The sequence below is a fragment of the Nonomuraea sp. NPDC049480 genome (assembly GCF_044465905.1).
Taxonomy (GTDB): domain Bacteria; phylum Actinomycetota; class Actinomycetes; order Streptosporangiales; family Streptosporangiaceae; genus Nonomuraea.
Genome location: NZ_JBITMD010000012.1, coordinates 284,631 through 298,756 on the forward strand (window position 1 = coordinate 284,631; position 14,126 = coordinate 298,756).

At 72.0% G+C, this 14,126-nt stretch carries 10 protein-coding genes; 3 read left to right on the forward strand and 7 right to left on the reverse strand.

All coding sequences use genetic code 11. The annotated features are described in order from the left end of the window. Positions 1-48 precede the first annotated feature (48 nt). Both ACIBX3_RS32560 and ACIBX3_RS32565 read left to right on the forward strand, forming a co-directional pair. Positions 49-1,218 carry an ROK family transcriptional regulator gene (locus ACIBX3_RS32560; RefSeq protein WP_397123667.1) on the forward strand — a complete coding sequence of 390 codons (1,170 nt, stop codon included), beginning with the start codon at positions 49-51 and terminating at the stop codon, positions 1,216-1,218. Between the two features lie 185 nt (positions 1,219-1,403). Further along, entirely contained in the window at positions 1,404-5,108 is a 3,705-nt protein-coding gene (locus tag ACIBX3_RS32565; RefSeq protein WP_397123669.1) for a S8 family peptidase, read from the forward strand. 8 nt (positions 5,109-5,116) lie between these two features. Here ACIBX3_RS32565 and ACIBX3_RS32570 read toward each other — a convergent pair whose 3' ends face one another. From ACIBX3_RS32570 to ACIBX3_RS32600, 7 genes are all read right to left on the reverse strand, one after another. Then, complete coding sequence (locus ACIBX3_RS32570) at positions 5,117-5,791, reverse strand: sensor domain-containing protein (protein ID WP_397123671.1); 675 nt, start codon at positions 5,789-5,791, stop codon at positions 5,117-5,119. Positions 5,792-5,862: 71 nt separating this feature from the next. Further along, positions 5,863-7,473 carry an ABC transporter ATP-binding protein gene (locus ACIBX3_RS32575; RefSeq protein WP_397123673.1) on the reverse strand — a complete coding sequence of 537 codons (1,611 nt, stop codon included), beginning with the start codon at positions 7,471-7,473 and terminating at the stop codon, positions 5,863-5,865. Then, on the reverse strand, positions 7,470-8,516 hold the full coding sequence (locus ACIBX3_RS32580) for a serine hydrolase domain-containing protein (RefSeq protein WP_397123675.1): 1,047 nt from the start codon (positions 8,514-8,516) through the stop codon (positions 7,470-7,472). The genes ACIBX3_RS32575 and ACIBX3_RS32580 overlap by 4 nt, the downstream gene beginning before the upstream one ends. A gap of 8 nt (positions 8,517-8,524) precedes the next feature. Beyond that, a complete protein-coding gene (locus ACIBX3_RS32585) occupies positions 8,525-9,703 on the reverse strand; it encodes an anhydro-N-acetylmuramic acid kinase (RefSeq protein WP_397123677.1) in 1,179 nt (392 codons plus the stop codon). Positions 9,704-9,705: 2 nt separating this feature from the next. Next, a complete protein-coding gene (locus ACIBX3_RS32590) occupies positions 9,706-10,545 on the reverse strand; it encodes an ABC transporter permease (protein WP_397123679.1) in 840 nt (279 codons plus the stop codon). Further along, the gene (locus tag ACIBX3_RS32595; RefSeq protein ID WP_397123681.1) at positions 10,542-11,501 is read right to left on the reverse strand and encodes an ABC transporter permease; all 960 of its coding nucleotides are present in this window, start codon (positions 11,499-11,501) and stop codon (positions 10,542-10,544) included. Before ACIBX3_RS32595 ends, ACIBX3_RS32590 begins: the two co-directional genes overlap by 4 nt. Then, positions 11,501-13,042 (reverse strand): ABC transporter substrate-binding protein, encoded by a 1,542-nt coding sequence (locus ACIBX3_RS32600; RefSeq protein ID WP_397123683.1) that lies wholly within the window; start codon positions 13,040-13,042, stop codon positions 11,501-11,503. The genes ACIBX3_RS32595 and ACIBX3_RS32600 overlap by 1 nt, the downstream gene beginning before the upstream one ends. 152 nt (positions 13,043-13,194) lie before the next feature. Between ACIBX3_RS32600 and ACIBX3_RS32605 the strand changes: the two genes are divergently transcribed. After that, positions 13,195-14,088: a sulfotransferase gene (locus ACIBX3_RS32605; RefSeq protein WP_397123685.1), complete on the forward strand. Its 894-nt coding sequence runs from the start codon at positions 13,195-13,197 to the stop codon at positions 14,086-14,088. Positions 14,089-14,126: the final 38 nt, after the last annotated feature.

Here is a 14,126-nt window from a genome sequence, read left to right on the forward strand (position 1 = left end):
TAAATCTTTTTGATTTACTTAGTCAATACTTTGTGTTGACATGTTGACATGCAGCTGGGCGCGAACCTGCCCAAGATCGGCAGCTATAACCGGGCCGTGGTCCTGGAGGCCATCCAGGCCTCGGACGGCATCAGCCGGGTGCAGATCGCCGATCGCACGAGGCTCACCGCGCAGACCGTGTCCGTGATCGTGCGCAGGTTGCTGGAGGAGGGGCTGGTCGTCGAGGACGGGTCCGTGCCGTCCGGCGGGGGCAAGCCGAGGACGATCCTCCGCTTGGACCCCGGCGCCGGGTACGCGGTCGGCGTGCACTTCGACCCGAAGGAGATCTCCTGCGTACTGGCCGACCTGGCGGGGCGGCCGGTCGCGCGGTCGCACCTGGCCGTGCGGGCGGGACTCCGGCCGGAGGCGGTGATCCGGCAGATGGCCAGGGCGGCGCGGCGGATCCTGCGCGAGGCGGGGGTGCCGGACGGCAAGGTGCTGGGGGTGGGGCTGGCCTGTCCCGGGCCGCTGGACGGGGAGGGCGTCATGGTGTCGCCGCCGCGGCTGCCGGCGTGGGACCAGGTGCCGATCAAGCAGGTGCTGCGGGAGCACACGCGGTTCCCGGTGACCGTGGACAACGACGCGACCGCCGCCGCGATCGGCGAGCGGTGGGCCGGGATCGCGCGGACCACGCCCAGCTTCGCCTACCTGTACCTGGGGACCGGGATCGGCGGCGGGATCTTCCTCGACAACCAGGTGTACCGGGGGCGGTCGATGAACGCGGCCGAGTTCGGCCACATCACGGTCGAGCCGGACGGTCCCGAATGCTACTGCGGCAACCGGGGATGCGTGGAGGCGGTCTGCTGCCCGAGCGCCATCGAGGCGGTGCTGGGGATCCCGCATGCCGCCGCGTGCGCGGCGGCCGCCCGGGGCGAGCCCGCGGCGCGCGAGGTGATCGACCGGGTGGCGGGGCGGCTCGCCGATGCCGCCGTGAGCGTGGTGAACATGCTGGACATCGACCTGCTGGTGCTCGGCGGGCCCGCGCTCAGGGAGGTGGGGGAGATCTACCGGGAGGTGGTCGCGCGGGCCGTGTCGAGCCGGGCGCTGGCCCGGCGGCTGCACGTGGTGCGGGTGGAGACCTCGCCGATCGCGGCCGACGCCGCCGCGATCGGCGCGGCCTCACTGGTCTTCCACGCCACGTACGCACCCCGGCTGGGGACTACCCTGCTCGGCGAGTGAACGGGCCCAGGCAACCCCGTGCGGGGCGGGCCGCACCCGCGCACGCTCACCACGCCGCCTATGTGCTTGTGAGACTGGCGGGTTCACGACAAGTCGTGATCTAGCCGCCCAACTTCATAGACAACCCCAGATCCGGATGACTAGGAATTCGGTATTCATGCTTACCGATTCTCTGGAGGTCGTCCATGCCGCGTGGGTTGGGGCGGGCGGCGGTGGCCCTGGCCATGGCCGCCTCACTGCTCTCCGTTCCCGGCGCGCACGCGTCGGCCGCGGCGCCCGTGACGTTCACCAGCGCCGCGGCGAGCGACGAGATCACGCTCATCACCGGTGACCAGGTGCGGGTGCGGGCCGTGGACGGCGAGCACAGCGCCGTGACGGTCACGCCCGCGCCGCGGGCCGACGGCTCCGTGCCGACGTTCCAGGTGCTGGAGGCCGGCGGCGAGGTGACCGTCATCCCCGACGACGTCGCCGCGCTGGTGCCCCAGCGGCTCGACACCGCGCTGTTCAACGTGACGGCCCTGGCCGAGCAGGGATACGGCGCCGCCGTCCCGCTGATCCTCACCTACGCGGGCAACGCCGCCAAGGCCGCCGTCCCGGCCGTGAAGCAGCTCCGCACGCTGGAGAGCATCGGCGGCGCGGGCGCGACGGTGTCCGCGGCCGACGCCGCCGAGCTCGGGGCGGAACTGGCGAAGCTGGCCACCCCGCGGGCCCGCACCGCGCTGGCCGGCGTGTCGAAGATCTGGCTGGACCGCAAGGTGAAGCCGGTGCTGGAGCACAGCGTGCCGCGGATCGGCGCCCCCGAGGCGTGGGCCGCCGGACACGACGGCACGGGCACCACCGTGGCCGTGCTCGACACCGGCGTGGACGCCACCCACCCCGACCTCGCCGGCCGGGTCGCCGACCGGCGCGACTTCGTGACCGGTGCCGTGGCCGGCGACCCCCATGGGCACGGCACCCACGTCGCGAGCACCGTGGCCGGCGCCAAGGGCGTCGCGCCGGGCGCGAAGCTGCTCGACGGCCGCGTCCTGGGCGCCGACGGCTACGGCCAGGCGTCCTGGATCATCGACGCCATGGAATGGGCGGCCGGCGAGAAGCACGCCGACGTCGTCAACATGAGCCTCGGCGACTCCGTGCCCGGCGGCCCGCTCACCGACGCGGTCTCGCGGCTGACCAAGCAGTACGGCACCCTGTTCGTGGTAGCCGCCGGCAACGACGGCTGCGACCGATGCGTGGGCACCCCGGGTGACGCCCCCGAGGCGCTGACCGTCGGCGCCGTCGACCGGGAGGACCGGCTGGCGGACTTCTCCAGCCGCGGCCCGATCGTCGCCGACGAGAGCGTCAAGCCCGACGTCACGGCGCCCGGTGTCGGCATCACCGCCGCGAAGTCCGGCGGCGGCCACGTCGCCATGTCCGGCACCTCGATGGCCACCCCGCACGTGGCCGGCGCGGCCGCGCTGCTGCGCCAGGCCCGCCCCGGCCTCTCGGGAGCCGAGCTGAAGTCCCTGCTCATGGCCACCGCCAAGCCGGGCGGCGGCATTCCGGTGGACGCGCAGGGCTCGGGCCGCGTCGACGTGGCCGCCGCGCTCAAGGGCTCCGTCACGGCCTCGCCCGGCTCGGCCCACTTCGGCCGGATCGAGCCGGGCCAGCGGAAGAGCGCCACCGTGACGTACCGCAACCTCGGCCAGACGCCCGCCGAGCTGGATCTGACGGCCGGCGACGGGTTCGCCGTCGAGCCCGCGAAGCTCACCGTGCCCGCGTCGGGGACGGCCGAGGCCACGGTCACGATCGAGGCCGCCACGCCGGGCCGGTTGCGGCGGGAGCTCACGGCCGCCGTCGCGGGCGGCGCGCCCGTGCGTACGCTGCTGACCGGCACGGTGGAGGAGAAGCGCGTCGAGCTGCGGGTGCGCGGTATCGCCAGGGACGGGCGCACCGCCCGCGGCGGCTTCACCGTGCTCAACCTCGACGAGGGCACCCTCGTCGGCCGCGTGCTCCCCGGCGACCCGTCCCAGCCGTGCACCGAGCAGAAGTACGGCACCGGCACCTGCCTGCTCGTCAAGCCCGGTACCTACTCCGTGCTCGGCCATGTGTTCACCATGCCCGCCACCCAGGACAGCACCGCCTCCGGCAAGCCGCTCAACGAGAGCCTCCTCGGCGACCCGGAAATGACGATCACCGAGAACACCGAGGTCGTGCTGGACGCCCGCAAGGCCGTCGAGGTGAAGATCGAGACCCCCGACCACGAGACCAAGCGGAACACCGGCGCCGCGGCCGCGCTCATGTGGTACCGCAGCGGCCGGCAGGGCACCGCGCTGCGCGGCGGCACCACGATCTCACCGGGCGGGCAGATCGAGGAGCGGCTGTTCGTCCAGCCGACCAGGGAGGTCACCAAGGGAACCTTCGCCGTCTCCACCCGCTGGCGGCTGAAGGCCCCCGAGATCAGGCTCACGGCCCCCGGCCTCACCTTGGACCCCCAGTACGTCGACCCCGTCCAGGTCAGCGACTTCTCCACCGAGTACCCGCGCCTGGACGGCGCCCGGCTGCTCATGGCCGCGGACGCCGGACGGGGCGGCACCGAGGAGATCAAGGCCCGCAACCTGCGCGGCAAGCTGGCCGTCATCCGCCGCACCGAGGGTGTGCCGGTCTCCGCCCAGTCCAACGCGGCCGCGGCCGCCGGGGCCGTCATGGTGGCCGTCTACAGCGACCGGCCCGGCGCGGACGTCACCACCGGCGGAAACGGGGTCAAACTCGCCGTCCCGACCGTGCGGCTCACCCACGAGGAGGGGATGAAGCTGGTCGAGCGGCTGCGCCGCTGGGCGGTGCCGGTGATGGCCAGGGGCGTGGCCGCCAGCCCGTACGTGTACGACCTGTATCTGCGCGAGAAGAGCCGCGTCCGCGACGAGCTCACGTACGTGGTCCGCTCCCGGTCGCTGGCCAGGATCGAGACCGGCTACCACAGCCAGCTCGCCGACGACGTGACCGTGAACGAGGCCCGGTTCGTCTTCGAGCCGTGGGACACCGTGTCCATCTCCACGAACCTTCCCATGGCCGGGGTGCCGCGCACCCGCGTGGACTACGTCACCCCCGATCCCGAGCTGCGGTGGAGCACGTCGGCGATCAGCCCCGAGCGGCCCTACAACAACATGTGGCCGCACCCGGACACGCCGCGCGTCGCGCTGTCGTCGCCCGAGTTCCGCCCGTACGAGGCGGGGGAGCGGGTCCGCCGCACGATGTTCGAGCAGCCGCTGCTGCCCGGCGCCAATCCGCGTAACCCGCTGCGCAGGGAGGGCGACCGGCTGCGGATCTCGATGCAGGGCTTCGTGGACGCGGGCGGCAACTACGGCGAGGCCTACACCACCTCGTACGAGCGCGGGCTGAAGACAGGCTTCCGGCTCTATCGGGGCGACACGCTGCTGTGGCAGACGAACTATCTGCCGTCGGGGACGGGGACGCTCCCGGCTGAGCGGTCGGCGTACCGGATCGAGTACGACGTCGCCAACGAGGCCGAGTGGGCGAAGATGTCCACCCGGACCAGGGCCGTCTGGACGTTCGCCTCGGAACGCGCCGCGGGGACCACGGTGATCCCGCTGCTGCTGGCCGCGTTCGACGCGCCGGTGGACCTGCGCAACCAGGCCGCGTCACGCACCCTCGGCCTGAGGCTCTTCCACCAGGAGGGCGCCGAGCAGCGCGCGGTCAAGAGCGTCTCGCTGGAGGTGTCGTACGACGACGGCGCCACCTGGAGGTCCGCCCGCCTGCGTGACAGAGGCGGGCGGACCTACGAGGCGACGCTCGACCGGGTGCGGTCCGGGTTCGTCTCGCTCCGGCTCGAGGCGTCCGACGCCGGCGGCAACACGCTGAAGCAGGAGGTGATCCGCGCCTACGCCGTGCGCTGATCGCGGGGCTACCTGGCGGCCGGCCAGGCGCTTCCGGCGTAGATGGACGTCGCGGGCGCGGGCTCGGGCTGGACGGCCCGGGTGAGCATGGCCTGGGCCACGCCGGCCTTCAGCAGGGCCGCCAGACGGACGACCGGCACCAGCGTCAGCGCGAACGCCAGGCCGGCCCCGGTGGTGACGACCGTGTACAGCAGATCGCCGTCCGGGAGGCCGAGCCACTCGGGGAACCCCATCTCGACGCCGGGGATGCGGGCGATGATCCAGCCGTACAGGGGGAAGGTGAGGCCGGCGACGGCGCCGGCCCACCACACGGTGGTCAGGACGAAGGCGGCCAGCGCGAACGGGAACGCGACGATCGCGTGCAGCAGGTCCAGCCAGGCCTGGCCGTTGACCACCGGGTTCATCAGCCGGCGGAACCAGCCGGCGCCTGGCGGGGCGGGCGCGTAGCGGGGGCGGGCGACGGGGTGGCCCAGCACGCCGGGGAGCGCGACGCGTTCGACGTCGGCGAGGTTCCTGGCCAGGACGGCGGTCGCGGCGAGCACGGGCAGCCCGATGAACGCGACGGCGGCGCCCAGGCCGGCGGAGACCCCGGCGACGACGATGGAGAACGACATGATGGCCATCGGCAGGCCGAGCAGGATGTAACGGGTGTCGGTGACGAGGCGATGCTGGAGGGTTCTCATAGCGGAAACGCTACGGATCAGCCGCGCGCCGATCGATCCTGCTCACGGCCGTATCGGGGGTAGGGCGGACCCTACCGGAACCCGCGGCTCGCGGGGATCGCTGCCAGCAGCTCGCGGGTGTAGTCGTCGGCCGGACGGTCGAAGATCTCGTCGGTCGTGCCGCTCTCCACGATCCGCCCGTCGCGCATCACGTGCACGGAGTGGGAGATCATCCGTACGACGGCCAGGTCGTGGCTGATGAACAAGTAGCTCAGCCCCAGCTCCCGCTGCAGCTCGGCGAGCAGCTCCAGGATCTGCGCCTGGACGATCACGTCGAGCGCGGAGACGGCTTCGTCGAGCACGACCAGCTCGGGCGAGAGCGCCAGGGCCCGGGCGATGGCCACCCGCTGGCGCTGGCCGCCGGACAGCTCGTGCGGCAGCCGCTCGCCCAGCGCCGCCGGCAGCGCCACCTTCTCCAGCAACTCGGCGGCGGCCTTACGGCGCTCGGCGGCCGTGCCGACGCGGTGCACGCGCAGCGGCTCGATGATCGACTTCTCGACCGGGTAACGCGGGTCGAGCGAGGCGTAAGGGTTCTGGAACACCGGCTGCACACGCCTGCGGAACGCGAACAGCTCCCGCCGCCCGAGCCCGGCCAGGTCCGTGCCGTCGAAGCGGATGCTGCCGGAGGTGGCCTCCTCCAGGCCGAGCAGGAGATCGGCGGTCGTGGACTTGCCGGAGCCGGACTCGCCCACGATCGACACCGTACGACCCCGCGGGATGCCGAACGACACCTCGTCCACCGCGATCAGCTCCTCGCCGGTGCCCCTGATCGGGAACACCTTGCGCAGGCCCGCCACCACCACCAGGTCCCCGGGTGAGGTCTCAGGCGTCCCCGCCGGCTCGGGCACCCGCACCGACGACAGGCTCGGCACGGCCCGCAGCAGCCGCCGGGTGTACTCGTGGCCGGGCTCGGCCAGGATCTCCGCCGCCGGCCCGGTCTCGACGATCTCGCCCTGGTACATCACCGCCACCACGTCGGCCCGCTCCGCCGCCAACGCCAGGTCGTGCGTGATGAGGAACACGGCCGTGCCCATCTCCGCGGTGAGCCGCGCGAGCCGGTCGAGGATGCGACGCTGCACGGTCACGTCCAGCGCCGAGGTCGGCTCGTCGGCGATCAGCAGCCGTGGCCGGCAGGCCAGCCCCATGGCGATCAGCGCGCGCTGCCGCATGCCGCCGGAGAACTCGTGCGGGTACTGCCCGATCCGCCGTGCCGGGTCGGGGATGCCCACCATGTCCAGCAGTTCCAGCACCTGCTGACGGGCCGCCTTGCCCGTGGCCACGCCGTGCACCTCGAGGGCCTCGGCGATCTGGTCGCCGATGCGCATGAGCGGGTTGAGGTTCGACATCGGGTCCTGCGGGACCAGGCCGATGCCGGCGCCGCGGATCCCGGTCATCTCCCGCTCGCTCGCCGCGGCCAGGTCGCGTCCTTCGAACACGACCCGGCCCGAGGTGATGCGGCCGTTGCCGGGCAGCAGCCGGTTGACGGCGGCGGCCGTGGTGGTCTTGCCGGACCCCGACTCGCCGACGACCGCGACGGTCTGTCCCGGCATGATCTCCATGGAGACGTTCCTGACGACGGTGACGTCCTGACCGCGGGTGCGGAAAGCGACCGACAGGTCACGGATCTCCAGGAGCGGGGTCATGTGGTCCTCGATCGTCGCGTGGTGACCTGCAGCAGGTCGTGCCACAGGTCGTCGGCCGGCGTCGGGGCGCCCTCGACGAGGAGGCGGTTGCTCGCCAGGACCAGGGCCACGTCGCGGCCGGGCACGAAGCCGATCGCGCAGCCCACGTGGCCCGGGTGGCCGAGCACGGTGACCGTCTCGCCCGCCAGGTCGAGGGCGTAGCGGCGAAAGCCGAGCGCCTGCTCGGGGTCCGGCCCCGGGGCGAAGAACTCGCGGGCGGCCTCGGGCCGCCACAGCCGGTCGTGCTCCTCGTACCGGGACAGGGCGAGGCAGTATTTGAGCAGGTCCGGCACCGTCGAGAACAGCCCAGCGTGCCCGGCGACCCCGCCGAAGGCGTGGTGGGCGTTGCCGTCGGCCACCTGCCCGAGCACCGGCCCGCGCCGCCAGCCGGCGAAGTCCGTGCTGCGGTACGGCACCGGGTACGGCCGGCCGGTGTCGAGCATGGCCATCTCGATCCGGTCGTCCAGGGCGCTCATGGCGACCTCGGCGCCGGTGGGGCGGGCGTACGTGGTCTGCGTGAGCCCGAGCGGCCGGGTGACCAGCTCGGCCATCGCCCGGTCCAGCCGCAGCCCGGTCGCGGCCTCGACGATCTGGCCGAGCAGGATGAAGCCGAGGTCGGAGTAGCGCCGCGCGCGGCCGGGACGGTAACGCGGCGGCGGCATGCGCGGCTGGATGTAGAGCGGCCACCACTCCCACAGCCCGCCCCGGTGCAGCAGCAGATCCCGTACGGTGATCGCCTCGTAGGACCGCGGCAGGTACGCGCTCAGCGGCGCGTCCAGGTCCACGAGCCGGTCCGACACCAGGCGGATGAGCGCCGTCGTGGTGGCGACGACCTTCGTGACCGAGGCGAGGTCGTGGTAGGTGTCCAGGGTCATGGGCGCCTCGCCCACGCGTTCGCCGTCCTCCCAGCGCACGGTCCGGTGCCCGGTGCACTCGGTCAGCTCGAACGAGGGCGTACGCGCCGCCATGATCAGGCCTGCGGGCGCTTCCGTGACGTTGTCCACGCGAGGCCTCATCGGGTCAGCACCAGCGAGCGCGGCGGCTCGGCGAGCGGGGCGGGCAGGACGAGCGGGCCGGCGCCCGGCGTCAGCGTGCCGAGGACGCGCGGGGCGCTCGCACCCGTCCCGCCGGGCACAGTGCCCGGCAGGCCGTGCGCGGTCAGCCAGCCGATCAGGGCGAAGGCGATCGCCTCCTTGTCGTCGGCGGGCGCGCCGTAGTCGTCGGACACCGCCACCTCCACCCCGGGCAGCGCCGCCCGCAGCCCGCGCATGATGACCGGATTGCGGCAGCCGCCACCGGAGACGACCAGCGTCTCCACCCCCGCGGCCCGCACGTCGCCGGCGACCGTGCGCACGGTGAGCTCCGTCAGCGTCGCCACCAGGTCCGCGTCGCCGACCCGGGATCCCGCCTGGGCGAGGGCCGTCTCCACGTACCCCAGGTGGAACAGCTCCTTCCCCGTGCTCTTCGGAGCGGGCAGCCGGTAGTACGGATCGTCGAGCAGCACCTCCAGCAGCCGCTCGTGAACGCGTCCCGACGCCGCGATCGCGCCGTCCGCGTCGAACCCCCGCCCGTTCAGCCCCCGGCTCGTCACCACGGCGTCGATCAGCGCGTTCGCCGGCCCGATGTCGTAGGCGAACAACTCGTCCCCGCGCACCACGGTCATGTTCGCGATGCCGCCCAGGTTGAGCGCCCCGGCCCCACCCGCGCGTCCGTTCAGCAGCAGCCCGCCCAGCAGCAGCCCGTCCAGCACCGACACCAGCGGCGCCCCGTGCCCGCCCGCCGTGATGTCCCGCACGCGCACGTCCGACAGCACCGGAACGCCGGTCCGCTCGGCGATCCACGCCGGCTGCCCGATCTGCAGCGTGCCGCGGGCGTGCGAGCCCTCCACCCAGTGGAACACCGTCTGCCCGTGCGACACGATCAGATCGACCGGCCCGCCCAGCGTGATCGCCGAGGCCGCGGCCGCCGCGAAGCTCTGCCCGATGAGCGTGTCCAGCACGCAGACCTCCGCCAGCGTCGTCCGCGCCGGCGGCAGCGCCGCGATGAGCCTGGCCCGCAGCTCATCGGGGTACGGCGTGCTCGCCGTGTACCCCACCCGCCCTTCCAGTGCTCCATCCACGAGGAGGAAATCGACGGCGGCCACGTCGATCCCGTCGTGGGAGGTGCCGGAGATCATGCCGAGAACTCGCATCGTCACCTTCCTCGGTTTCGCGGGTCGAGAGTGTCACGCAGGCCGTCGCCCAGCAGGTTAAGCCCTGCCACCAGCAGAATCACGACCACACCCGGCGCGATCAGCGTCCATGGGGCCACGAACACCAGGCTGCGCGCCTCGAAGATCATCGAACCGAGCGAGGGTGCGGGCGGCGGCGTGCCCAGGCCCAGGAAGCTCAGCGACGCCTCCGTCAGCACCGCCCAGGACAGCGACAGCGCCACTTGGATGACGATGATGGAGGTGATGTTCGGCAGCACGTGCCTGAGCATGATCTGCCAGCGGCTCTGACCGGTCGCGACCGCCGCCTTCACGTACTCGATCTCCCTGAGGGACAGCACGGGGCCGCGGGTGACGCGGATGAAGATCGGGACGTACACGATGGCGATCGCCACGGCGATCGTGAACCAGTTGCGGTCCAGCACCGCCGCCAGCGACAACGCCAGCAGCAGCGGCGGGAAGGCGAACAGCACGTTCGTCACCGCCCCGATCGCGCCGTCGGCCACGCCCCGGTAGAAGCCGGACACGAGCCCGCCCAGCGTGCCGGCGAAGGTCGCGAACGCCACGGCGACGACCGCGATGAGCGCCGAGTTGCCCACCCCGGCCGCCACCCGCGAGAACACGTCCCTGCCGAACTGGTCGGTGCCGAACAGGTGCGCGCCCGACGGCGCGAGGAAGCGCTCCGGCGGGTTCTGCGCGATCGGATCGTACGGCAGCAGCCCCAGGTACGACAGCACCGCCGCGACGGCCGGCAGCACGAGGACGGCCATGCCCACCACTGGGCCCACCACGGGGCCCGCCGGCAGGGAAGGACTCCTGCTCACGACGCCCTCACCCGCGGGTCGATCACCCGGTAGAGCACGTCGGTCAGCAGGTTGACCAGCACGAACGTCAGCGCGATCACCATCACCGTGCTCTGCACCACCGCGTACTCCTTCTGCTGGATGCCCAGCAGCACCTGCCTGCCGATGCCCGGCACGGAGAAGATCTGCTCGACCACGACCGCCCCGCCCAGCAGGTAACCGAACTGCAGGCCGGTCATCGTCACGATCGGCACCAGCGCGTTGCCCAGGACGTGCCTGACCTGCAGCCGCCGCTCCGGCACGCCCTTGGCGCGGGCCGTGCGGACGAAGTCGTGCGAACGCACCTCAAGCACCGCCGCCCGGGTGGTGCGCAGGATCGGCGCCGCGATGCCGAAGCCCAGCACGAGCGCGGGCAGGACCATCTGCCGCAGGTTGAGCAGGGGGTCCTCCAGCAGCGTCGCGAAGCCCTGCCCGTTCGGGTTGAACCCGAACGACGCCGCGAAGACCGACAGCAGCGTCGTGGCCAGCAGGAACGCCGGGATCGACAGGCCCGCCAGGCTCACGACCTGGCCGGCGGCGTCCCTGACGGAGTTCGTCCGCGAGGCCGCCAGCATGCCGAGCGGCACGCCGATCAGCAGCGCCAGCACGATCGAGAACACCGCCAGCTCGAAGGTCACCGGCAGCGACCGCGACGTCAGGTCGAGCACGCTCTGCTGGTTGCGCGCCGAGTGGCCGAGATTGCCCGTGGCCATGTTGCCCAGCCACGAGAAGAACTGCGTGACCAGCGGCTGGTCGAGGCCGTAGTAGCGCTCCAGCGCCGCCCGCTGGGCAGGGGTGAGCGCCGCGGCCTCGGTGCCGAGCCCCGCCGTGATCTGGTCGCCCGGGATCGCCCGGAGCATGACGAACACGAACACGGCCACCCCGAACAGGGTGCCCGCCGTGCCCGCCACACGCCGCAGCAAGGGGTTGCGCAGCATCAGCCGGCGGACGTGGTGCGGAGGTACTGCAGCGAGCCGTTGGCCATCGGCACGAACCCGGAGACCCCGGCCGTGGTGGCGGTGTAGGTGTAGCCGGAGAACAGCCAGATCCAGGCCGCGTTGTCCTCCAACTGGGCGGCGACCTTGTCGTAGATCGCCTTGCGGGCGGCCTGGTCGGTGGTGGCCTTGCCCTCGGCGAACAGCCGGTCCAGCTCGGGGGAACTGTAGCCGGCGACCTTGTTGAGGTTGCCGTCGCTGGTGAAGTAGCGGCCGTAGGAGCCGTCGGGGTCGGGGCGGCCGCCGTTGAGCGCGACGGCCGCGTCGAAGTCGGCGGCCACCCAGCGGTCCACGAACGCGCCCGACTCCAGCACCTCCAGCTCCAGATTGATCTTGGCTTCGGCGAGCTGCGCCTTGAGGTTCTGGGCCTCGTTGACCGAGGTCGCGTACTCGCCCTGGGAGACGATGGTCTTGATCGTCACCCCGCCGGACTTGCCCGCCTTGCCGAGGTACTCGGCGGCCTTGGCGAGGTCGCGGGTGGGGCAGGGGCGCTTGTCCGGGTCCGACCTGAACGCGGTGGCGGTGATCGGCCCGGTGACCTCGCCCTCGCCGAGCGCGGCGGTGTCGAGCACCTGCTTGCGATCGATCGCGCACTGCACGGCCAGGCGCACGTTGACGTCCTGGAGGTCGCCGCGGCGCGCGTTGAGCTGCAGCACGTGGTAGCTCAGCTGCGGCGTCTCGGCGACCGTGATCGTGCCGCCGCCCTCGGCGGTCCGCGCCACGAGCGGGTCGTTGAAGACCGCGATCTGCACGTTGCCCGACTGCATGGCCGCGACGATCGACGACTCGTCCGGGATCACCCGGAACTCCACTGTGGCCACCTTCGGCTTCTCGCTTCCCCAGTACTTGTCGTTCCTGGTGAGCGTGATCGACTGGGCGGCCACGCGTTTGCCCAGCGTGAACGGGCCCGTGCCGTTGGGTGTGGTGTTGAGCTTCTCCTCGTTGTCGTCGGAGGAGAGCATCGCCATGTTGACCGTGGCCAGGTTGGCGGGCAGCGCGGCGTCGGGGCCGGTCAGGTTCAGCACCACCGTGCTCGCGTCGGGCGTCTCCACCGACTTCACCGATGACAGCGACGCCCGTGCCACGGCCGCGGTCGCCTCGTCCATGATCTTGTCGAGGGAGTGCTTGACGTCCTTGGAGTCGAACGCGCTCCCGTCGGCGAACGTGACCCCCTGACGGAGCTTGAGCGTCAGCGTCTTGCCGTCCTTGGCCGTTTCCCACGACTCGGCCAGCCCGGGGACCACGTTGAGGTCCTTGTCGAACTCCGTGAGCGTCCCGTACAGGTTCTGCAGCACGTTGACGGCCTGGAACTGGGTGGCCTTCCACGGGAAGAGCGTGTCCGGATCGGAGGTGACGCCGACCACGAGCCCCTTGGCGGCGGCCGCGCCGGTGCCGGAGGCGGGTCCTGAGGAGGACGAACAGGCGGTGAGGACAATGGACAGCGCCGCGGCGAGGGCGGCTGCGGAGAGCGCGCCACGGGGCATGTTGACTCCTCGAAAAGGTCGATCATAAATTACGCAGACCCTACCGCTCCGGCTCACCGGGGTCGCGCGGCGCCCGCGCGGAGGAGAGGCGACAACAGGTTCACAGGCCGGATTCACCTGCGGTTCACTGGCTGTCTCTACCTTGTAGGCCCATGAGCTGGAAGTACCGGGCCAACGCGACGCTCGAGGGCCTGACCGGATACACGCTGACGCGACGGCTGGGGAAGGAGCCGCCCAAACCGCCGCCGCCGCCCAAGATTCCGCTGGAGCTGCAGCGGCTCCCCGGCGACACGGTGCGCCCGCCCGCCGATCCGGCGTACGACCGGTTGCTGCGCGAGCCCGTCTTCCTGCTGTCGTCCGTGCGGTCGGGGTCCACGCTGCTGCGCGTCATGCTCAACAGCCATTCGCGGGTGCACTCGCCGATCGAGACGCACTTCAGGCGGGTGACCGTCGGCCTGGGCACCGAGCCCGTACGCCAGGCCATGGAGCTGCTCGGCCACGCCCACAGCGACATCGAGCACATCGTCTGGGACCGGCTGCTGCACCGGGAGCTGAGCCGCAGCGGCAAGCAGATCATGGTGGAGAAGACGCCGAGCAACGTCTTCGTCTGGAAGCGCATCGCCACCTGCTGGCCGGACGCGCGCTTCGTCTTCCTGCTGCGCCACCCGATGTCGATCGTGCAGTCCTGGCACGAGGCCGACCCCGGGAAACGCCCCATGGAGGAGGCCGTGCCGCGCACGCTCAGCTACATGACGTACCTGGAGGAGGCCCGCACCCACCTGGAGGGGCTCACCCTGCGGTACGAGGCCCTGGTCGCCGACCCGGAGGCCGAACTGCGCCGCCTCTGCCTGTTCCTCGGCATCGAGTGGGAGGCCGGGATGCTCCACTACGGGAACAAGGACCACGGCGGCTTCGTCAAGGGCATCGGCGACTGGCGCGACAAGATCCGCACCGGTACGGTCGTCGCCGGCCGGCCGCTGCCCTCGCCTGATGAGGTGCCTGAGGAACTGCATGACATCTGCCGGAAGTGGGATTACATGTCCTGAAATGGAACCGAACCCCATGGTGACGGTTGCGCGTCTGT